22 protein-coding genes are annotated in these 20,516 nt (G+C 70.6%); 8 read left to right on the top strand and 14 right to left on the bottom strand.

All coding sequences use genetic code 11. From position 1 onward, the window contains the following. Positions 1 to 8 precede the first annotated feature (8 nt). The 3 genes from LL648_RS04825 to LL648_RS04815 all read right to left on the bottom strand — a co-directional run bounded on the left by LL648_RS04825 (position 9) and on the right by LL648_RS04815 (position 3,818). A complete protein-coding gene (locus tag LL648_RS04825) occupies positions 9 to 1,043 on the bottom strand; it encodes a phosphotransferase family protein (RefSeq protein WP_232661181.1) in 1,035 nt (344 codons plus the stop codon). 141 nt (positions 1,044 to 1,184) lie between these two features. Next, positions 1,185 to 2,840, bottom strand: coding sequence for a class I adenylate-forming enzyme family protein (locus tag LL648_RS04820; RefSeq protein ID WP_232661180.1), 1,656 nt, complete (start codon positions 2,838 to 2,840; stop codon positions 1,185 to 1,187). 9 nt (positions 2,841 to 2,849) lie between these two features. After that, positions 2,850 to 3,818: a cyclase family protein gene (locus LL648_RS04815; RefSeq protein ID WP_232661179.1), complete on the bottom strand. Its 969-nt coding sequence runs from the start codon at positions 3,816 to 3,818 to the stop codon at positions 2,850 to 2,852. Between the two features lie 162 nt (positions 3,819 to 3,980). Here LL648_RS04815 and LL648_RS04810 point away from each other — a divergent pair, with 162 nt between their 5' ends. Next, complete coding sequence (locus LL648_RS04810; RefSeq protein ID WP_232661178.1) at positions 3,981 to 4,892, top strand: TetR family transcriptional regulator; 912 nt, start codon at positions 3,981 to 3,983, stop codon at positions 4,890 to 4,892. On the opposite strand, the gene LL648_RS04805 is transcribed toward LL648_RS04810, so the two are convergent. From LL648_RS04805 to LL648_RS04795, 3 genes are all read right to left on the bottom strand, one after another. After that, on the bottom strand, positions 4,870 to 5,664 hold the full coding sequence (locus tag LL648_RS04805; RefSeq protein WP_232661177.1) for a phosphotransferase: 795 nt from the start codon (positions 5,662 to 5,664) through the stop codon (positions 4,870 to 4,872). The genes LL648_RS04810 and LL648_RS04805 overlap by 23 nt on opposite strands. Before the next feature lie 317 nt (positions 5,665 to 5,981). Continuing rightward, positions 5,982 to 6,560 (bottom strand): GNAT family N-acetyltransferase, encoded by a 579-nt coding sequence (locus LL648_RS04800; RefSeq protein WP_232661176.1) that lies wholly within the window; start codon positions 6,558 to 6,560, stop codon positions 5,982 to 5,984. 5 nt (positions 6,561 to 6,565) lie between these two features. After that, on the bottom strand, positions 6,566 to 7,099 hold the full coding sequence (locus tag LL648_RS04795; protein ID WP_232661175.1) for a CGNR zinc finger domain-containing protein: 534 nt from the start codon (positions 7,097 to 7,099) through the stop codon (positions 6,566 to 6,568). A 75-nt stretch (positions 7,100 to 7,174) separates the two neighbouring features. Between LL648_RS04795 and LL648_RS04790 the strand changes: the two genes are divergently transcribed. Further along, positions 7,175 to 8,362 carry an MFS transporter gene (locus tag LL648_RS04790; protein WP_232661174.1) on the top strand — a complete coding sequence of 396 codons (1,188 nt, stop codon included), beginning with the start codon at positions 7,175 to 7,177 and terminating at the stop codon, positions 8,360 to 8,362. Here LL648_RS04790 and LL648_RS04785 read toward each other — a convergent pair. Continuing rightward, entirely contained in the window at positions 8,352 to 8,774 is a 423-nt protein-coding gene (locus LL648_RS04785) for a PPOX class F420-dependent oxidoreductase (RefSeq protein ID WP_232661173.1), read from the bottom strand. The genes LL648_RS04790 and LL648_RS04785 overlap by 11 nt on opposite strands. Positions 8,775 to 8,930: 156 nt before the next feature. Here LL648_RS04785 and LL648_RS04780 point away from each other — a divergent pair, with 156 nt between their 5' ends. From LL648_RS04780 to LL648_RS04770, 3 genes are all read left to right on the top strand, one after another. Then, complete coding sequence (locus tag LL648_RS04780) at positions 8,931 to 10,133, top strand: MFS transporter (protein WP_232661172.1); 1,203 nt, start codon at positions 8,931 to 8,933, stop codon at positions 10,131 to 10,133. A gap of 118 nt (positions 10,134 to 10,251) precedes the next feature. Beyond that, the gene (locus tag LL648_RS04775) at positions 10,252 to 10,578 is read left to right on the top strand and encodes a putative quinol monooxygenase (RefSeq protein WP_232661171.1); all 327 of its coding nucleotides are present in this window, start codon (positions 10,252 to 10,254) and stop codon (positions 10,576 to 10,578) included. 8 nt (positions 10,579 to 10,586) lie between these two features. Then, complete coding sequence (locus LL648_RS04770; RefSeq protein ID WP_232661170.1) at positions 10,587 to 11,069, top strand: GNAT family N-acetyltransferase; 483 nt, start codon at positions 10,587 to 10,589, stop codon at positions 11,067 to 11,069. A 17-nt stretch (positions 11,070 to 11,086) separates the two neighbouring features. Here LL648_RS04770 and LL648_RS04765 read toward each other — a convergent pair whose 3' ends face one another. Both LL648_RS04765 and LL648_RS04760 read right to left on the bottom strand, forming a co-directional pair. Further along, complete coding sequence (locus LL648_RS04765; protein ID WP_232661169.1) at positions 11,087 to 11,506, bottom strand: hypothetical protein; 420 nt, start codon at positions 11,504 to 11,506, stop codon at positions 11,087 to 11,089. A gap of 167 nt (positions 11,507 to 11,673) precedes the next feature. Next, positions 11,674 to 12,135, bottom strand: a complete 462-nt coding sequence (locus LL648_RS04760) for a hypothetical protein (RefSeq protein WP_232661168.1) — start codon at positions 12,133 to 12,135, stop codon at positions 11,674 to 11,676. 225 nt (positions 12,136 to 12,360) lie between these two features. Here LL648_RS04760 and LL648_RS04755 point away from each other — a divergent pair, with 225 nt between their 5' ends. The 3 genes from LL648_RS04755 to LL648_RS45000 are packed head-to-tail and all read left to right on the top strand — an operon-like array spanning position 12,361 to position 14,921. Next, on the top strand, positions 12,361 to 13,473 hold the full coding sequence (locus LL648_RS04755; RefSeq protein WP_232661167.1) for an alpha/beta hydrolase family protein: 1,113 nt from the start codon (positions 12,361 to 12,363) through the stop codon (positions 13,471 to 13,473). 32 nt (positions 13,474 to 13,505) lie between these two features. Continuing rightward, positions 13,506 to 14,033, top strand: a complete 528-nt coding sequence (locus LL648_RS04750) for a peptidylprolyl isomerase (protein ID WP_232661166.1) — start codon at positions 13,506 to 13,508, stop codon at positions 14,031 to 14,033. A 27-nt stretch (positions 14,034 to 14,060) separates the two neighbouring features. Next, positions 14,061 to 14,921, top strand: a complete 861-nt coding sequence (locus LL648_RS45000; RefSeq protein WP_232661165.1) for a rhomboid family intramembrane serine protease — start codon at positions 14,061 to 14,063, stop codon at positions 14,919 to 14,921. Between the two features lie 267 nt (positions 14,922 to 15,188). Here LL648_RS45000 and LL648_RS04740 read toward each other — a convergent pair whose 3' ends face one another. The 5 genes from LL648_RS04740 to LL648_RS04720 all read right to left on the bottom strand — a co-directional run bounded on the left by LL648_RS04740 (position 15,189) and on the right by LL648_RS04720 (position 20,516). After that, positions 15,189 to 15,623 carry a PH domain-containing protein gene (locus tag LL648_RS04740; RefSeq protein ID WP_232661164.1) on the bottom strand — a complete coding sequence of 145 codons (435 nt, stop codon included), beginning with the start codon at positions 15,621 to 15,623 and terminating at the stop codon, positions 15,189 to 15,191. A 72-nt stretch (positions 15,624 to 15,695) separates the two neighbouring features. Then, positions 15,696 to 15,962, bottom strand: coding sequence for a cell division protein CrgA (crgA, locus tag LL648_RS04735; RefSeq protein WP_232661163.1), 267 nt, complete (start codon positions 15,960 to 15,962; stop codon positions 15,696 to 15,698). A gap of 256 nt (positions 15,963 to 16,218) precedes the next feature. Then, entirely contained in the window at positions 16,219 to 16,854 is a 636-nt protein-coding gene (locus LL648_RS04730) for an aminodeoxychorismate/anthranilate synthase component II (RefSeq protein WP_232661162.1), read from the bottom strand. A 37-nt stretch (positions 16,855 to 16,891) separates the two neighbouring features. Then, positions 16,892 to 18,841 carry a Stk1 family PASTA domain-containing Ser/Thr kinase gene (gene pknB, locus LL648_RS04725; RefSeq protein WP_232661161.1) on the bottom strand — a complete coding sequence of 650 codons (1,950 nt, stop codon included), beginning with the start codon at positions 18,839 to 18,841 and terminating at the stop codon, positions 16,892 to 16,894. Positions 18,842 to 18,950: 109 nt separating this feature from the next. After that, positions 18,951 to 20,516, bottom strand: a complete 1,566-nt coding sequence (locus tag LL648_RS04720; RefSeq protein ID WP_232661160.1) for a serine/threonine-protein kinase — start codon at positions 20,514 to 20,516, stop codon at positions 18,951 to 18,953.

The raw sequence follows: 20,516 nt of genomic DNA, 5'->3' as shown, positions 1-20,516 counted from the left end.
GTCGTCCGTCAGCGGCCCGGTGAGTAGGCGGCGAGCCCGGCCGCGGCCAGCAGCGGGATGGCCTCCTCGACACCGGTGAAGTCGCCGCCGGCGGTGTGGCCGCCGGCGTGTCGGGTGTGGATCCCCGCCGCGATCACGGCGGTCTTGAAGTACGCCAGCCCGAGGTGGAAGTCGAGCTGGTCGACCGACCGGCCCGACTCGGCGGCGTACCGCTCGACGATGTGATCGGCGGTGGGCATCCGCGGGTCGGTCGAGGCGGCCTGACCGCCGAGCACGGGGGAGAACGCCTCGTCGCGGTAGACGAGGTGCAGCGCGAGGTCGGAGAGCGGGTCGCCGAGCGTCGCCATCTCCCAGTCGAGCAGCGCGCGGACGGAGGTGAGGTGGTCGGCCCGGAGGATCGTGTTGTCGATGCGGAGATCGCCGTGGACGATGCTGTGCGCGCTCTCGTCGGGGCAGCGCGCGGCGAGGACCCTGCCCAGCCGGTCGACGTCCGGCACCGGCGTTGTCGCTGTTCGCTCCCATTGATCTGTCCACCGCGCCACCTGACGTCGCAGGTAGCCGGCCGGTCGGCCGAAGTCGCCCAGCCCGACATCGTCGGGGCGGATCCGGTGCAGCTCGGCCATGACGGCGATGAGGGAGTCCGAGATCTGCCGGAGCTCATCGGTCGGTACGTCCCGGATGTCGCGCTGGGTGCGCAGGACCCGCCCGTCGACGTGTTCGACCACGGCGAAGGGCGCGCCGATGACCTCCTCGTCGTCGGTGTAGGCGACGGGCCGGGCGACCGGGACGGCGCTGCCGTGCAGGGCCTCGACCACCCGGTACTCGCGCCGCATGTCGTGCGCCGACGGGGTGAGCCCACCCAGCGGCGGCCGGCGCAGCACCCACGAGCTGGCGCCGTCGCTGATCCGGTAGGTGAGGTTGGACCGGCCGCCGGAGAGCAGCTCGCCCACCAGCGGCCCGGTCGTTCCTGCGACGTGCCGCTCGAAGAAGCTCTGCAGACCGGGGAGGTCGAGGCCGGGAACGGCCTCGGGACCATCCGGCATCAGTCGGCCGCGACGTGGACGGTCGTGGACATCGAACACTTCCTGACGGGGATGCGTGGTGGCTCCGGCGCCGGGCCGCGACAGGACGCAGGCCCGGCGCCGGGGGTTCGGGGTCGGTTCGGGGTCGCTCGGGGGTGCCGGTCAGCTGCGGGTGCGCAGCTCCCGTCGCAGCACCTTGCCGCTGACGGTCTTCGGGATCTCGTCGATGATCTCGACCTGGCGCGGGTACTTGTATGCGGCCATGCGTTCCTTGGTGAACGCGATGATCTCCTCCGCGGTGGTCGTGGCCCCGGCCTTGAGCGAGACGAACGCCTTCACGGTCTCCCCGCGGTACTCGTCGGGGACGCCGACGACGGCCGCTTCACGAACCGTCGGGTGCTCGTAGAGCACGTCCTCGACCTCGCGTGGCCAGATCTTGTACCCGCCCGCGTTGATCTGGTCCTTCTTGCGGTCGACGATGTAGAACCAGCCCTGGGCGTCCATGTAGCCGACGTCCCCGGTGTGCAGCACCCCGCCGGGCAGCGCCTTCTCGGTCTCCTCCGGCTTGTTCCAGTAGCCGGCCACGACCTGCGGCCCGGCGGTGACGAGCTCGCCGACCTCGCCGGCGGGGAGTTCATCGCCGTCCTCACCGATGATCCGCACGATCGTGTTGTAGATCGGCACGCCGACCGACAGCGCCCCGGATGCGGGATCGACCGGCGCCTCGACGCTGTGCGGGACCGCGTGCGAGGGGGAGGTCGTCTCGGTCAGCCCGTAGATGTTGTGGATGTAGTGGCCGAAGACGTCGCGGAACGCGTTCACGGTGCTCGGCGGGATGGGCGCGCCGCCGGAGTAGATCTTGCTGAGCGACGCCAGCTTGGTCTTCTCGGCGTTCGGGGCGTTCATGAACGCGATGAACACCGTGATCGAGCCGACGGTGAACGTCGCACGTTCGGCCTCGATGGTGTCGAGCGTGAGCGCCGGGTCGAGCCGGTACATCAGCACGAGCGGTGCGCCGGCCAGCAGCGAGATCGCGATATGCCCGACCAGACCGGTGATGTGGAAGAGCGGGGCGATGCCCAGCACCACGTCGTCCGGCCCGATCCCGATCCAGTCGCGGTAGCTCTGGGCGTTGAAGACCACGTTGCCGTGTGTGGTCATCGCGCCCTTGGGCGGTCCGGTGGTGCCGGAGGTGTAGGTCAGGAAGGCCACGTCGTCGGGGCCGAGCCGGATCTGCGGTGGGGCCGTGCCGCGGTGCGCGTCGAGCAGTTCGAGCAGGTCGAGCGTGCCGGGGCAGTCGATCCGCTCCACCCCGGAGAAGACGGCCCGCTCGTTGCGCGTCTGGAAGTCCAGCTCCGAGGTGGTGATCACAATGCGCACCGAGGAGCCGGGCAGCACCTTCGACGCGACATCGCGGTGCAGCGACTGCAGCGCCACGAGCACGGTCGCGCCGGAGTCCCGCAGCAGCTCGGTGAGCTCCCGTTCCTTGTTCATCGGGTTGATCGACACCGCGATGCCGCCGGCCTTCCAGGCACCGATCTGCGCGATGACGAACTGCGGCACGTTCTGCGCGAAGATCGCGACCCGCTCGCCCGGCTGGAAGCCCTCGGCCGTGATGCCGGCGGCGAACGCGTCGGAGAGCTCGTCGAGCTCGGTGAAGCTGATCCGGCGGTCGAAGTACCTGATGGCGTTCGCGGCACCCGACCGCGCGACCGTCGCCTTGAACATGTCCAGCGCGGAGTCGTATTCGCGTGTGATGGTTTCGGGCTGGCCGGCGTCGTACCGGGCCAGCCACACCTTGTCGTCGTAGACGGACATCGCGGCCCCTCAGCGGATGGCGATCGGGTTGACCGGGGCGCCGGTCCCGTTGACGACCTTCAGGGGCGCGGCGACGTAGAGGAAGCTCCAGCGTCCGTCGGCGGCGCAGGCGTCGGCGAGGTCGTCGAGCCAGGCTATCTCGGTGAGGGCCACGCCGAGGTTGCGCATGAGCGCGCAGTGCAGCGGCAACGCGACGCCGGACTCGGGCTCGTAGGTGACCTCGTTGGCGATCGTGTCGGTGACGAGGTTGGGCACCTCGCGCTGCTGGAACCATTCGACGAGCTCGCGGGAGTAGGTCAGGCCGGGCTCCTTGAACCCGTCGTAGAACTTCTCCTTGTCGTTGAGCTCGTACCAGTACTTCATCCAGCCGGTGCGGATGACGAGGATGTCGTGCGGCTCGATCGTCACGCCCTGCGCGGCGGCCGCCGCCTCCAGGTCGGTGTGGTCGAACGTCTCGCCCTTGTCGAGGTAGTCCTTGCCGCGGTGGCGGGCCATGTCGATCAGCACCCCGCGCCCGACCACCCCCTTCTCCGCGATCGGCAGCACCGAGGCCTTCTGCATCGCGTCGACGGTGGTGCGTGCGTCGTAGCCGTTCCAGAGCTGGCCGTCGTACCAGACGTGGCCCAATGCGTCGTACTGCGTGGAGCCCTGCAGGAAGATGTGGGCGGTGTCGTCGGCGTAGTGCAACCCGCCGGGGAACGCCGGACCGCCGTCGCCGTCCCACGTCGACTCGTCGAGCTCGTTCTTGCGCTTGATGCCCTCGCGGCCTGGCCAGAGCGGGTCGCCGGGGCCGTCGGTGCGGCCCATCTGGATCTGCAGGGTGAACACCTGGCCCGTCTTGATGTGCTGCACACCGCGCAGCACCTCGCCCGCGTCGAGGTAGTTCAGGCAGCCCAGCTCGTCGTCGGGACCCCACTTGCCCCAGTTGGTGGGGGCATCGGTGCCAAGGAGTTCACGCATCGCGGGGGCATCTGACATCTTTGTCTCCTCCACATACTGAACAGGAGCGCGAGCGTTGGAGCGCTCGCTCGGTCCGTGTTTAGAGGATGATGCAGAGCACAATTTTGACCGTCAAGGGCACCTGGGGGATGGGTTAGGTGAGATGTGTTCGTTTATTCTAAACGCGTGGAAACTGCTCCGATGAGGACGGAACGGGCCGGCCGGATGGCCGACGAGGTGGTCGGAGCACAGGTCCGTGCGGTCCGCGCGAGCCGCGGCACGAGCCTGCGCAGCCTGGCCCGTTCGATCGGGGTCAGCCCGGCGACGTTGAGCCAGATCGAGAACGGCCGCACCGGCCTCAGCGTGCAACGGCTCAAGCAGATCGCAGACGCCATGGACGTCGGTGTCGCCGACATCCTCGACGCCGTCATCCCGGACCCCGACGACGTCGTCCCGCCGGTCGGGCCGGTCGGGCCGGTCGGGCTGATCGAGCCGCCTGCGGTGCCGCTGCCGTCCGACTCGTCGTGGCGGGTCTACGAGCCGCTCGAGTTCGATCCGGTGCTGCGCGCCGCACTCGAGGAGTTCCTCCACATCGGGTACCACGGCGCCACCGTCCGCGAGATCGCCACGCGGGCGGGGCTGTCGGTGTCGGGGATCTACCACTACTACACGAGCAAGCAGCACATGCTGCTGAGGTTGCTCGAATACACGATGGACGACCTGCTGCGTCGGGCGGAGGCCGCCAGGCGCGAGGGCAAGGACCCCGTCGAGCGCTTCAGCTTCCTGGTCGAGCACCTCGCACTGTTCCACACCCACCGGGCCGACCTCGGGTTCGTCGGCGCGGCCGAGAAGCGCAGCTTCGATCCCGTCAACGAGCGGAAGATCGCCGCGCTGCGGACCGAGCAGTCGCAGATGGTCTACGACGAGGTCGACGCCGCGGTGCGGGCGGGCCGGTTCACCGCGGACATGGCGCACGAGCGTGCGCGGGCGATCGTCACGATGTGCACGGCGCTGCCGACGTGGTGGCGCGCGAACGGCACGTACAGCCCGGAGCAGATCGCCGAGCAGTACGTGGCCTTCGCCCTCGACCTCATGGGGCACCGCCGGAGCTGATCTCCGTGGCCCAGAACCCCGCCGGCAGCTCCTCGATCTCGACGGCGGCGCGTTCCAGCTGGTCCGCGTGCTGCAACAAGGCCTGGTAGATCGCTTCACCGCCCGCGGCCATCCGGCGGATCGCCGCGACGTTGATCCTGCACCGCTCCGCGACGGCCGCACCGAAGCCGGCCCGGTCGCCGTCGTAGCCGTAGGCGTCGAGCAGGACGTGCAAGCGCCGGGACCGGTCGTCGAACGCTCGGAACCCCTGCGGCTCCACAACCTCGCGGATGTGCAGCGGCACCCACATCAGCGCGGCGAACGCGAGGTCGAGCTCGCGGCTGGAGGGCGCCGCGGTGTCCCAGTCGACGAACCCGATCAGGCCGTCGTCGTCGAACACCGCGTTGTAGGGCGCGACGTCCTGATGTCCGATGACCAGCCCCGGCCGCCACGGTCGTCCGGAGAGCCAGACGGCGTCGGCCGGCGGAACGAAATCGGCCGTGGCGTCGTGCAGCCGCCGCAACCACCGCCCGACCTGCGTCAACGCGGCGTCGGAGTGGACCCACGCCGGCCAAGGCAGGTCCTCGCCGACGGTCCGGCCCGGGAGGAAGGTCAGGATCGAGCGACCGTGCTCGTCGAGACCCCGGTCGCGGGGCGCCCCCTCGAACCCGGTCGCCTCCAGGTGGCCGAGCACTGCCCGCACCGCCGCCGACCACGGCTGCGCCGGCTTGCGGATGGTGTCCGCGACCCGCACCGCGCCGGTCGTCCGGCCGCCCGGCAAGCTCTCCTCCACGATTTCCACCCTCCGCGTCGGGGGACGCACGATCCCCGGCCGAACTCTTCCCGACGCGGTTCAGCCGCGCACGTGCATTACCACGGCCTACGTTGCGGCTGCTGGCCACTGACGCTACCGACACCGCGGACGGGCCCGGTCGGGGCGATCGAGGCCGACCGCGCGGAGATCGGCTGGGCCGAGGCGGTCGACCAGCCGCTCTGCACGGTGAACCGCTTGATGTCCAACCCACGTCGGCGGACGAGCCGCTCTCGATGATCGCCGCGGCCGTGCTCGACTCGCTCGACGTCGTCGCGCTCCAGCAGGCCCTAGGAGGCCTAGCTCCGCCACATCGCGCGGGTGATCTCGTACTCCACCTCACCCTGTTCCGAGCCCGGCAGCGGGTCGTCCCACTGCGGGTAGTACGTGCGCACGTGCCGCATGCCGACCGACGTCATGAGCGCGCGGGAGGCGGTGTTCACCGCCATGGTCTGCGCGATCACCCGGCTCTGCCCGACGGTGTCGAAGGCGTGCCGCAGCAGCGCCCGGGACGCCTCACCGGCCAGGCCCTTGCGCCAGTGGCGCCGCAGGAGCCGGTAGCCGAGGTCGGAGACCGTCGGGTCGTCCGGCTGGTCGGGCCCGTGCGCCGGCGGCAGCATCATGAGCCCGACGAACTCGTCTCCGGCCGGGTCGCCTTTCGGTGCCTCGAACGCCATCCAGAAGCCGAGGCCGTCGACCTGCCGGCCCAGCGCCATCCGTCGGGCATGCGACGCGAGCACCTCGGCTCTCGTGCTGGCCCGGCCGGTGAGGAAACGCATCACCTCCGGGTCGGAGTCGAGTTCGACCTCGAGCTCGATGTGCTGCTCGGCCAGCGGGACCAGGAGCAGGCGTTCGGTGTGGAGCGTCGGCTGGGGCATGCGCGCTACCCGTTCGCCCGGTTCGTGGACTTCAGGCGCTTGCGGTGGGCGGCGACGTTGACCCTGGTCGCGCACCGCCCGCTGCAGTAGCGGCGCGACCGGTTGTGGGACGTGTCCAGGTACGCGCGCCCGCAGCCCGGCGCGGAGCACCGTCCCAGCCTGGTCGCCCCGACCTCCGTGACGACCAGCGCCAACCCGAACAGCGCCTCGCTGACCAGCACTTCCACTGCCGAAGCGCCGTCGTCGGCGACGTGCAGGTGCCAGCTGCGCGCGTCGTGGCCGGAGATCTGCGGGCGGATCGGGTGAGCCGTGAGCAGCGAGTTCAGGTTGGCCACGACCGCTTTCTCGTCATTGTTGACCGAATTCTCGACGACCTCGGCGAGCCGGGCGCGCACGCCCTGGAGCACCTCGACGTCGTCCGGCTCCACGCGGCGTTGTGACCAGCCGCGGTCGCTAAGCAGCTCCTTGATGGCGTCGACGGAGTCGAGCGGGCGGTTCACCAGCTCGACGACGCCCGTGGCGTAAGCCTCGAAGTCCACTTGTGCAGCTTACCGGCTTCGACCTAGCCTGTTGTAATAGTCATTAGTGCCAAATGACAGTTACTGGAGGACGGGATGTCCGGTGCACTTCGCCTGCTGGTCGTCGCGACGGGCATCAGCTCGATGGGGAACGGGCTGTGGCTGACCTCGGGCGTCCTGTTCCTGGTGACCTCGGCCGGTCTCTCGCCGATCGAGGTCGGGGTGGGCCTGACGGTCGCCGGTGTTGTGGGGGTGCTGGTCGGCGTGCCGATCGGGGCGTGGGCCGACGTCACCGAGCCGCGGCGGGTCGCGATCGCCATGCTCGGGCTCGAAGCCGTGGCCACCGCCGGCTATGCCGTCGTGGGCTCGGTGCAGGCGTTCGTGCCGGTCGCCACCCTCGCGGCGATCGGGCTCGCCGGGAGCAACGCGGCCAGGGGAGCGTTGCTCGCCGGGTTGTTCGGCACGGCGGGCGCGGCCCGGGCCCGCGGCATGCTGCGCGCCGCGGCCAACCTCGGGATCTCCGTCGGAACGGTGCTCGCAGGCGTCGTGCTGGCCATCGACTCCCGGCCCGTCTACCTCGCCATGATCGGGCTCGACGTGCTCACGTTCCTCGTTGCCGCTGTGCTCTACCGTCCGCTGCCGGACGTGCTGACCGCAGGCGCTGTTCCTCGCCCGGTACGCAGGTGGGCGGCTGTCCGCGACGGTCGCTACCTCGCCGTCACCGCGGTGAACGGCGTCATGACCGTGCAGTACGGCGTGCTCACGATCGCGCTCCCGCTGTGGGTGGCCACCGCGACCAACGCCCCGATGTGGGCGGTTGCGCCGGTCTTCCTGGTCAACACGGTGATGTGCGTGCTCTTCCAGGTCCGGGTCGGGCGCGGGCTGGACGAGCCGGCGTCGGCCGCACGGGCCGCGCGCAGGTCGGGCTGGGTCTTCGTCGCCGCTGTCGTGCTGTTCGCGCTCACGGCCGGCCTGCCGCCGGTGCCGACCGTGTTGCTGCTCGCTGCGGCGGTGCTGGTGCACTCCTTCGGCGAGCTGCTCCAGGCCGCGGCGTCGTTCAGCCTCTCGTTCACTCTCGCCGCGCCGCACGCGCACGGCCAGTACCAGGGTGTTTGGGGAATCGGGGTCGGTCTCGGGGAGAGCGCAGCGCCGGCGATCCTGACCGGTCTCCTCATCGGAGGGGGTCAGCTGGGCTGGATCGGCGTCGGGGTGCTGCTGGCGGCGGCGGGCCTGGCCACGCCGCCGCTGGTGCGCTGGGCGAGCGTCGAGCGGCTCAGCCGCTGATCCAGGGGCCGACCCCGCCCACCCGGTCCACCGTGATCCGGACGACGTACCCGGGCGGCGGGCCGGGCGGGAGCGGGAAGTCGAAGTCGGGCCCGACGTACACCTTCGCGAGCTTGGTGATCAGCTCCGCGGCGCCGCCCTCGGTCACCTCGGCCTTGCCGTGCACGACGAGGTTCGGGTGCATCCCGTTCGGCAGCGGTTCGGGGCCGGCGAACGAGAGGACGATCCGCGGGTCGCGCCGCAGATTCTTGATCTTCTTGTACTCGGCGAAGTGACCCATCAGGAGCTGGTCGCCCTCGACATCGACCCAGACGGCGCTGACCTGCGGGCTGCCGTCGGGGTTGAGGGTGACGCAATGGCCCAGCGCGCCGTTCGTGATCAGCGAGCGGGCGGATTCGGGGAGGGACGGCATGGCTTCGATGCTTCGCCTCGACACCCGATCGACAACAGCGGTCTGAGGGCCGAACTCCGCAAGATTCAGGCCACTACCGGGCGAACCTGCTTTCACGAAGACGAACACAACGGTCGATCAATACTTTGCCGACAGACGTGACTACGTTCTGGCGCCGTGTCCACCGCCCTCGCGCGCAACCGTCGGTTCGTCCGGTTCGCCGCTGCGATGGTGGTCGCCAGGATCGGCACGGCGATGGCGCCGATCGCGCTCGCCGCGGCCGTGCTGGACGTCGACCCCGCACCGACCGGCCTGGCGGTGGTGCTGGCGGCGACCAGCGTTCCCCAACTCCTGACCGTGCTGCTGGGCGGTGTGCTGGCCGACCGCCTGCCACGAGGCGCGCTGCTGGTGGGAGGCTCGCTCGTCGCGGGTGTTGTGCAGTCGGTTGTTGTTGTGCGGGTGGTGACCGGTGCCGCGACCGTCGGCCGGCTGGCGGTGCTCAGCGCGGTCTTCGGCGCCGCCGCGGCGTTCCGGATGCCGATCGAGCAGGCCGTCGTGCCGCAGCTGGTGGCGGTGCACCAGGTCCAGCGGGCGACGGCGTTGTTGCGGCTCCCGGTGAACGTCATCCGGATCGCGGCGCCCGCCGCGAGCGGGCTGATCCTCGCGTTCGCGGGACCGGCGTGGTCGCTCGCGGTGGACGCGGCGGCGCACCTCGTCGCGGCCGGGCTCCTGGTGCGGCTCGGGCTTCCGCGGCTGGGGTCCGGCCGCTCGTTCCTCGGCGACCTGGCCGACGGCTGGCAGGTGTTCCGCACGACGACGTGGGTGTGGACGTACTCGGTGAGCGGCGTTGTTGTTGTCGGGCTCTACCTCGCCGGTTGGGTGCTGCTCGGCCCGGTCGCGGCGGCCCGGTACTACGGCGGTGAGCACGCGTGGGGGGTGGTGCAGTCCGGGCTGGGCGTCGGGCTGGTGGTGGGTTCCGTCGTCGCGTTGCGGCTACCGATGCGCCGGCCGATGGTCGTCGCCACCATCGCGTCGACGATGTTCGCAGCGCCGTTGCTCGCCGTCGGGTTGGAAGCGCCGCTCGTGGTTGTCGTCGCTGCCGCTGCGCTGACCGGGATCGGGCTCGACGTGGCGTCGGTGGCCTGGGCCACCGCGCTCGCCGAGCACCTCCCCGCCGAACAGCTGGGGCGGATCAACGCCTGGACCCAGTTCGGTGAGCTCTCGGCTGTCCCGCTCAGCTACGTGCTGGTCGGACTGGTCGCGGACACGGCGGGGATCACCGTGGTTCTGCAGGTCAGCGCCGTGTTGATCGTCGTGGGGTCGCTCGTGCTGCTCGCCGTGCCGCAGGTGGTCAAGCTCGGCCGGGCCCCGGTCGGGTGATGTTCCACGTGAAACATCGGCGGCCGAGTGTCTCGAATTGATCTGCGGACGTTCGGCGGGCGCCAACTTCCCTAGAATCCGGGCCCGTCAGCGGGAGCCCGGTCGAAGGGGTGGATCCATGATCTTCATCGTCGTCAAGTTCACGATCAGGCCGGAGCGCAGTGACGAGTGGATCTCGCTTGCGCAGGACTTCACGACCGCCACGCGCGCCGAGCCGGGCAACATCTTCTTCGAGTGGTCGCGAAGCGTCGACGATCCGAACCAGTTCGTGCTGGTAGAGGCCTTCCAGGACGGCGCGGGCGAAGCGCACGTGACGTCGGACCACTTCAAGACGGCGATGGGGTGGATGCCCGACGTCGTGGCGACGACCCCGGACATCGTCAGCATCCAGGGGGTCGACGGCGAAGGCTGGGGGAAGATGGGGGAGATCACCCCGCGCGGTTGAATGGCCGCATGACCCACGGTGGCTTCACGGTCGGGGACGTGCGTTACGTCGTGCGCCGGGCTCGGCGGGACGACCTCGCCGAGCTGGTCGCGATGCTCGCCGACGATCCGCTGGGGGCAGCCCGGGAGCACGCGCCGAGCGCGGCGTACGGATCGGCGTTCGAGCGCATCGACGCCGACCCGAACCAGCTCCTGGCCTGTCTGACGACCGACCCGGACGGGCGTGTCGTCGGCACGCTCCAGCTGACGGTGATCGCCGGGCTCTCCCGCGGTGGTGCGTTGCGCGGCCAGATCGAGGCGGTCCGCGTGCACTCGGAGCACCGCGGCCGCGGTGTCGGCACGCCGTTCCTGCAGTGGGCGGTCGAGGAGCTGCGCCTACGCGGGTGCGTGATGGCGCAGCTCACGACCGACCGGTCCCGCGTCGACGCGCACCGCTTCTACGAGCGGCTGGGGTTCGTCGACTCGCATCGGGGCCTCAAGCTCGCACTCTAGGAGCGCCTAGCCGCAGTTCAGGCCGCCATCCGGCGCAGGCCGAGCCACTCCATGTCGATGAAGACGAGCACGGCGGCGGCCTGCGCGAGCACAACCGCCACGCCGATCGCCGTGAGCGGACCGCCCATGGCGGTCACGATGCTGGCGAGCACCCAGACGCTGTTGCCGACGACGACGGTCCACGCGGCCGGCCGGGAGATCGCCGGCCGGCCGGCGATGACGACCAGCGCCAGCGCGTAGACCACCAGGAACCCGCCGGTTGCCATCATGGCGGTGGAAGTCGTGCCGAGCAGGGGCGCCAGCGCGGTCGCCCCGACGAGACCACCGAGGCCGAGCGCTCCGGAGCCCGCGGCGTCGAGCCGCAGCGCGAGCCGGAGGAACCGGCCCCCGTCGGCGGTCGAGGCGATGCGGGCGAGTGAGAACGGGACTGCGGTCATCGTTTCCTCCTGCGATCGGTCCGTCGTGGTGACACGACGAACTCTGTGGCAGGCAGGTCGTCAGGTCGATGACGTCCCAGGTAATGCAGGGCAGGTACAGCAGAACGGCCCGCCACCGGCGACCTTCGGGGAGATCGCGGTGGCGGGCCGTCGTTCGCCCGGCGGAATCAGTTCTGCGGCGCGAGGGGTGCGCCGGGGACTGCGGGGAGTCCGCCGATGAGGCTTCCCGAGTCCAGGGGCGGAACGCCCATGTCCTCGGCGGTCTGCTGCAGGCTCTTGCCTGCTTCCTGACCGGTGTCGCGGATCGAGTCGGCGTCGGCCGCGGGGAGCTCGTCGCCGGCGGTGGTGACCGTGGTGTTGTCGGCCTTGACCAGGTTCCCGTCGGTCAGTGCACCGGCGGCGTCGGGGAGCTGGGTCAGACCCTCCGGCGTGCCCAGCTCGGGCATGGTGCCGATGCCGGGAGCGTCGAGGTCGGGAAGAACACCGAGGCCGTCGATCGGAGCGGGAACCGGTGCGGCGGGGAGCGCGGGAGCGGCAAGAGCGGGCGCTGCGATGCCGGCGCCGACTGCGACGGCGGCACCGATCACCACCGCGATGATCCGGATGCGGCGGCTTGCGTGGCTGCTCATTGTGAGGGGATTCCCTTCGGACGGGTACAGCGTGCTGATCTGAAGAGCCAACGACCGGTAGGTCTCGGGGATGTGTCGAGAAGGGAACTAACACCTCGGGTTCACCCGTTTCAGTGGTGACGATTACGCAGGTGGAGGCGTTTTCACCAGCAAGGATGACGTTGCGGTGCTTGACTGTGGGGGTCGACTGGCAATGAACGCGAACGGTGCCGCATCATTTCGGGAATGGTGATGTTGAGGCGAATCGGAGCCGGCGCCAGTATCGGGCTCGGCCTCGGGTTCCCGGCCGCCGCGGTCGGTATCGGCTGGTTCTACTCGTCCGTTCTGCTCGACACCACGCAGCAGCCGGTCTTCCCCGAGCGGGTGCTCGCGGTCGACGGATCGACGATCACGCTCAAGCGCAGCCGGCTCGCGGCCCAGCCGGGGCTGTGGGGCCTGCGCTGGCCCGAGGGGCTCGCCGTGATGGGCCGGATCCTCGAGACCGACCGCAAGAGGGTGGTCCGCGAGCGGGTCGGCGGCGACCTTCCACCGGTGGGCACGGCGACTGTGCTGGACACCGGGCCGTACGACCCCGATCCAGCCGCCCGCGGGCTGCCTTTTGCCGACGTCGAGGTGAAGACGGAGCTCGGACCCTGCCCCGCCTGGCACGTACCCGGCGGCGACACCTGGGTGGTGATGGTGCACGGCCGCGGTGGCTCGCGACGGGAGGCGCTGCGGGTCCTGCCCGCGCTCAGTGGGTTGGACCTCTCGGTACTTGCCATCACCTACCGCAACGACGAGGACGCGCCGCCGAGCCCCGACGGCCGCTACCACCTCGGCGACACCGAGTGGGCCGACGTCGAGGCCGCTGTCCGCTTCGCCCGCGCCAACGGCGCGGCCCGCGTCGTCCTGTTCGCCTGGTCGATGGGCGGCGCCGTGACCGCCGCGTTCCTCGACCGCTCCGCCGAGGCCGACGCCGTGGCCGCTGTCGTGTGGGACGCGCCGCTCGTCGATTGGCGCGCGACACTGCGCCAGCAGGCCCGCAACCGGCGGCTGCCACCAGGGCTGACGCCGCTGGCCACGTCCATCACCAGCCGCCGCATCAAGATCGACTTCGATCGGTTCGACCTGATCCGCAGCCCACCGGCGGTGCGCCCGCCGACGCTGCTCATCCACACCACCGACGACACCGCGGTCCCGGTCGCGCCCAGCCGCGCACTGGCGGCCGCCGCCCCCGCGCTTCGGTGGCCGATGCGCTACGTCGAAGTGCCCGGGATCGAGCACACCGCGGCCTGGAACCTCGACCCCGAGGCGTACGAGCGGGAGGTCACCGCGTTCCTGAGCGGTGTACTGAACTGAAGCGCCGGCACGCGGGCTGGCACGATGGGGGAGTGACCGAACCAAGCAAGCACACCGCAACGCTGCGTACGAGCCTCGGCGAGATCAGGATCAACCTGTTCCCGGACCACGCACCCAAGACGGTGGCGAACTTCGTCGGGCTGGCCCGCGGCGACAAGCCCTACACCACCGCCAACGCCGGCGGCGGCAACTCGGGCCCGTTCTACAACGGCTCGGTGTTCCACCGCGTGATCAACGGCTTCATGATCCAGGGCGGGGACCCGACCGGCACCGGCCGCGGCGGCCCCGGCTACCAGTTCGCCGACGAGTTCCACCCCGAGCTGCAGTTCAACCGCCCCTACCTGCTGGCCATGGCCAACGCGGGGCCGGGCACCAACGGCTCGCAGTTCTTCGTGACCGTCGGCCCCACCCCGCACCTCAACCGCAAGCACACGATCTTCGGTGAGGTGGCCGACGCCGAGTCGCGCGCCGTCATCGACGCGATCGCGACCACGGCGACCGACCACAACGACCGGCCGCTCACCCCCGTCGTGATCGAGCAGATCGACATCAGCGACTGACACCCATCAGCGACTGGTACGAGTGCCGTGAGCCAACCCGTTCCACCACCGTCGGCCGGCGCCCAGCAGGTCTGCGCCCGGCACCCCGACCGGGCGACCGGCCTGTCCTGCACCAGGTGCGGCCGGCCGGCCTGCCCGGAGTGCCTCCGCGAGGCATCCGTCGGATTCCAGTGCGTCGACTGCGTCGGCCGGACGGCGCGGCAGGGCAGGCGGGGCACCACGGTCGCCGGTGCGGAGCCCGGTAGCCGGCCGGTCGTCGTCCCGACGCTCATCGCGATCAACGTCGCGGTGTTCGTCTGGACCGTGGTGCAGGCCGGTTCGATCCAGGACAACTGGCGCTCCGCCGTGTTCCAGGAGACGGCACTGGTGCCGACGCTCGTCGCCTACGGCGACTGGTGGCGGCTCGTCACCAGTGGGTTCCTGCACATCGGCCCCATCCACCTGCTGGCCAACATGCTGGCGCTGTGGATGCTCGGGCGCGACGTGGAGCTGGTGCTCGGCCGCGGCCGGTTCCTCGCGCTGTACGTGATCTCGCTGCTGGGCGGCTCGGCCGCCGTCATGCTGTTCAGCGGAGCGCTGCAGCCCGTCGCCGGCGCGTCCGGTGCGGTGTTCGGCCTGATGGGCGGCCTGGTCGTGGTGCTGCGCCGGATGCGGCTGCCGCTCTCGCAGGCGCTCGTGGTGATCGGCGTGAACGTGGCGATCAGCTTCGTCGTGCCGAACATCTCGATCGCGGGCCACGCCGGCGGGCTCGTCACCGGCGCTGCCGTGACGGCCGCGCTCGTGTTCGCGCCGCCGCGCAACCGCGGTGTCGTGCAGGTCGGCGCGCTCGTCGGGATCGTCGTGGTGATCCTGGCGCTGATCGCGATCGCGGCGGCTCAGCTGTTCTAGGCGCACAGCGGAACGACGACGGCGGGGCACCCGGATCCGGGTGCCCCGCCGTTCTCGTCGGTACGGGTGGTCAGTCTGGCGTGCCGCAGCCGCATCCAGTGGAGCAGCCGTCGGTGCCTCTCATCGGCGTCCTCGTCATCTGACTCCCTTCGTTCGCGGACCTTCGATGGTAGGCGCGCGTGCCGGCCGGCACGACCCCTCACCAGGGCGACACGTGTCCGACAATGGGTCATCACGCTGCTGCGGACGGGTGAGTGCCGCTTCCACTCAAGGACGCAACGCGAGCAGCTCCGGCATGACGTCCTCCGGGTCGGCCGCGAGATCGAGCCTGCCGAAGACGGCGAGCCGCTCGTCGCCGCCCGCCGTGACGGCGTCGACCTCCAGGAGCGAGCTCATCCGTCCCCAACGCCTGATGCGCAGCACCCGCACATCCCGCACGAGCGGCCAGGGATGGTGCCGCGACCGCCACATCCCCCCGATGGTCACACCGTCGGCGTCAGCGCGTAGCCGCGGCCGCGCCCGGCTGCCGAAGGCGGCTGCCACCAGCAACCCGATCGTGGCGATGCCGGAGAGCAGTTGCCCGGCGGGATCGGCGCCGGAGAGCAGCAACGCGGTGCAACCGACCGCGGCGATCGCCGCGCCGAGCCAGGCGCATACGACCAGGCCAGGCGAGGGGCTCCACTCGCGAACACCGTCAGCCATGATCACTCAACGTAACTTGTCCACAGCAGCCATCCACACTGGGGACTACTTACAATCATGTATTTCCGCTGGTCAGCGCCATCTCATGGTCATCAGAAGCCCGATTACGATGAGTGAGAATCCGATGAGGAAGTTCCACGGACCGAGCGTTGCCATGAACGGGATCGAGTTGCCCGCGAGGTAGTTCACAACGAGCCAGGCGAGCCCGATCAGCATCATGCCCAGCATCACCGCGATGTAGACCGGGTGCGTGGGGCCCGCGAGCTTGACCGGCGTGGTCGTGCGATCGCTCGACGGCGGTGTGTAGACCGTCTTCTTGCGGACCTTCGACTTGGGCATCTGGACCTCGCGTCACCGTGTACCGGCCAGTGCCCGGTCGACACTGGCGCAACTTCCCCACACGGTAGCGCGAGTGCGGTGGCCACGGACGTTGCCGGGTTGATCGCGTGATCCAGGCGGCGCCTCGCAAGGCGCCGCCCGCAGCTCAGACCGGGCGTCTTTGCAAGGGCGGCAACGCCGCGAGGCGTCGTCTGGGCGCGCGAGCGACCCGGATGACGTTCGTGGCCACCGCACTGGGGCGTGGAACCCGACATCGTCAGGCGCGCGCGCTGACCTCAGCCATCTCGACGGTGAGCTCAGCGACCGTCGCCTCGGCCGCGGGATGGCCGGCCATCGCCATCCAGTTCGCGAGCATCCGGTGGCCGCCCTGGGTCAGCACCGACTCCGGGTGGAACTGGACGCCGTGGATCGGCAGCTCGCGGTGGCGCAGCGCCATGATGACGCCGCTCTCGGTGCGGCCGGTGACTTCCAGCTCGGCGGGCACGGTGTCGGGCCGGATCGACAGCGAGTGGTAGCGGGTGGCGACGAACGGCTCCGGCAGGCCGGCGAGGATGTCGGTGCCGTCGTGGTGCACCAGCGACGTCTTGCCGTGCAGCAGCTCGGGCGCGCGTTCCACGACACCGCCCCACGCCACCCCGATCGCCTGGTGGCCCAGGCACACCCCGAGCAGTGGCATCTCCCGCTCGGCGGCCCGACGGACCGCCTCGATGCTGATCCCGGCCCGCTCGGGCGTCCCGGGACCGGGGCTGACCAGCACGCCGTCGACGTCGGCGAGCTCGTCGAGGTCGACCTCGTCGTTGCGTCGCACCGTGCACTCGGCGCCGAGCTGGGCGAGGTACTGCACCAGGTTGAACACGAAGCTGTCGTAGTTGTCGATCACGAGCACGCGCATGGCCCGAGTCTGCTGCACGGCGGCGTCGTCGGGCACGTCAGTTACTGGGGAAGATGTTGCTGCCGCCGGACGCCCGGCCCACGGTCAGCGTGATCTGCTGGCCGGGGTTGGCCGTGCTGCCACCCTCCGGGGTCTGCGCGACCACCTTGCCGTCGTCGTCCTGGCTGCTGACGTTCTGGCGGGTCGTCCTGATGTTGGTGAAGCCGGCCTGCTGGAGCTGGCTCCTGGCCTGGCTCTCCGTCAGGCCGATGCCCGCGACGGTCGGCACCGAGCCGCCGCTGCCGCTCCCGCCGCTGCCGTCGGAGAGCAGCAGGGTGACCGTCTCGCCCTTCGCCAGCGAGGTGCCGGCCGCCGGGTTCGTGCCCTCGACCTTGCCCTCCTCCTGGCTCGATGCGACCCGCCGGGTGTCGACCTCGAACCCCAGGTCCTGCAGCCGTTCCCTGGCGTCGTTCTCGTCCTGGCCCTTGAGGTTCGGGATCTGCTCGCCGTCGGCCAGCCGGCCGACCTGGACGTTGACCTTGGTGCCGCCGTCGACCTCTTCGCCGGACGCGGGCGTGGAGCCGATGATCCGGTTGACCTTCGTCGGGTCCTCGGTGTCGGTCGGTATCTGCTGGCCGAGCTCGAGCCCGCGGTCCTTCAGTGCCGCCTCGGCCTCCTGGACGGTCTTGCCGGCCAGGGCCGGCACGGTTCCGGTCTTCGGGCCGGTGCCGACGAGCACCGTGACGGTCGACCCCTCCGGGACGTTGGCGCCGGCTGCCGGCTCGGAGCCGACCACCTTCCCCTTCTGGTTCATGTCGGAATCGGCGTCACGCTGGTCGTAGCGGAAGCCGAGCGCGTTGATCTGCGCCCGCGCCTGCTCGACGGTCAGGTTCGCCAGCGGCGGTACCGGGACCTGCTTCGTCGCCGGCCCGCCACCGAAGATCTGGACGGCGACGAAGCCGATGAGGCCGAGCGCCACCGCAACACCGGCGATGATCGCGATCAGCCGCCCGGTGCGCCGCGGCGGCTCTTCGTCGTAGTACTCGTCGTACTCGGCGGCGGGCTGCGGGGTGTTGTGCCGACCGCCGTTCATCCGCCGCGTCTGCCCGGTGGCCGGGTGCAGCATCGCGGTGCGCTCGTCCTCGCTCATCACCGCGGGCGCCATCGGGCTCTGCCCGCTGCGGACGCGAACGAGGTCGGAGCGCATCTCGCCGGACGACTGGTAGCGGTTGGCCGGGTTCTTCGACAGCGCCTTGAGCACCACCGAGTCGAGCGAAGTGGGAATGCTCGGGTTGACGTCGGACGGGCGCCGCGGCTCTTCCCTGACGTGCTGGTAGGCGACGGCGACCGGGGTGTCGCCGGTGAACGGGGGCTCGCCGGTGAGCAGCTCGAAGAGCACGCAACCGGCGGCGTAAACGTCCGACCGGGCGTCGACGGGCTCGCCGCGGGCCTGTTCCGGTGAGAGGTACTGGGCGGTGCCGATGACGGCGGCGGTCTGGGTGACGTTCTGGCCCTCGCCGAGCGCACGGGCGATGCCGAAGTCCATGACCTTGACCGCGCCGGCGCGGTTGATCATGATGTTGGCCGGCTTGACGTCGCGGTGGATGATCTGGTGGCGGTGGCTGAAGTCGAGCGCCGCGCAGACGTCGGCCATCACCTCGATGACCTTCTGCTGGGTCATCGGGCCGGTGCTCTTGACGATCTCCCGGAGGGTCTGCCCGTCGACGTACTCCATCACGATGTAGGGCAGCGGACCGAAGTCGCTCTGCACCTCACCGGTGTCGTAGACGGCCACGATCGCGGGGTGGTTCAGCGCCGCGGCGTTCTGGGCCTCGCGCCGGAACCGCATCTGGAACTGGGGGTCGCGGGCAAGGTCCGCTCGCAGCACCTTGACAGCGACATCCCGGCCAAGCCGCGTGTCGAGCCCGCGATGCACCTCGGACATGCCGCCGTAGCCGAGCACTTCGCCCAGCTCATAGCGCTCGGACAACAGTCGGGGGGTGGTCATCGCTGCCGATTCCTGGGAGGTTCGAGTGTTGGGTCCATAATGCCGGGCCACGAGCCCACTTGGGTGGTCGCCCCGAGCACCTGAGCGCCGGGCCGCTGGTCGGACGGGCTCACCGGACGAACCAGGCCGAGCCGGCGGATCCGGGCGCCTGCGGTGCCGCCCAGCCGACGAGAAGGTCCTCCCGGCTCGCCAGACTACCCTCCGTAATGCTCAGAGATGTCCGGTTCGGCTGATCGGTGACACCGAGTGCGGTGATGCCGGGGATGCTCGGCAGACCTCCCCTGAGCACGAACCAGCCGAGGATCATCGCCGCCACAGTAAGCAGAACGAACAAGATGACCAGCAGGATTCGCGGTGCCTTGCTCCTCGGCCGAAGTCGCAGCGGCTGCGTCGAGAGCGAGATCTGCCGCGCGCGGTGGGCCGAGTGGCTCGCCGACGACTGCTGACGCTGCGCTTGTGACGGCGGGCTCTGGCGCGGCCCCTGCCCCGTTCGTGGCGGAGCTTGGCGCTGCTGGCGCTGCGCGCCCGGGTTCACCTGCGTGACCTGGCCCGACGGCGGCGGCTGCACCCGCCCGGAGCCGGTCGGCTGCGGACGGTTCGCACGGTGCGGGGTGCGCGGCGGCGGCTGCCTCGGCGGACCCTGCGGCGCCGGTCCGGGTCCGGGGCCCGGCCGGGTCGACGGCTTCGGGGTCGGCGTGGGTGCGGGCGGGGGCGCCTGCTGGCGCTCCGGTTCCGGTTCCGGCTCCTCGACCACCGGCTTCGGCTTCTTGACGGTGATCGCCGGGCGGGCCCGGGCCGGCGTGTACGTCGCGCCGGCGTTGGCGCCCGGCGGCGGGAGCGGTTCCCCGCGCCGGACGGCGGCAACGGCTGCCGCGAACTCGCCACCCGTCGCGTACCGCAGGGTGGGGTCCTTGACGAGCGTCGCCTCGATGATCTCGCGCGCCCAGCTCGGGATGCTGGTCGGCAGCGGCGGCGGCTCGTCCCTGACCTGCATCATCGCGACCGCGACCGCGCTCTCGGCGCGGAACGGGCGGTGCCCGGCGAGGCACTCGTAGCCGACGATTCCGAGCGAGTACACGTCGCCGGCCGGCCCTGCCTCACCGCCGCTCGCCTGCTCGGGCGCGATGTAGTGGGCGGTGCCCATCACCATGCCGGAGCGGGTGACGGGCACGGCGTCGGCGGCCTTGGCGATGCCGAAGTCGGTGAGCTTCACAACACCGTCGGTGCGGATCAGGATGTTGCCCGGCTTGACGTCGCGGTGCACGAAACCGCGCTCGTGCGCTGCCTGCAGCGCCCACGCGGCGTCCTCGACGATCCGCATCGTCTCGTCGGTGTCGATCGGCCCGCGGGAGATCAATGTCGAGAGCGGGTCGCCGCGGACCAGCTCCATCACCAGGTAGGCGGTGGCTCGGCCGGACGATCCCTCGTCCTCGCCGTAGTCGTGCACGGCCGCGATCCCGGGGTTGTCCAGCGACGCGACGGTGCGCGCCTCGATGCGGAAGCGGTGCAGGAACTCGGGGTCGTCCGAGAGCTCAGGGCGCAGCACCTTTACCGCGACGCTGCGGCCGAGACGGGTGTCGACGGCCTCCCACACCTCGCCCATCCCGCCGACGGCGATTCGTCGGTCGAGCTGGTAGCGATCGGCTATCGACTGGCCGGCAGCGAGGACGTTCAT

This window comes from Pseudonocardia sp. TRM90224 (genome assembly GCF_021245725.1).
In the GTDB taxonomy this organism is placed as follows: Bacteria; Actinomycetota; Actinomycetes; order Mycobacteriales; family Pseudonocardiaceae; genus Pseudonocardia.
This window is presented reverse-complemented; position numbering and strand designations above follow the sequence as displayed.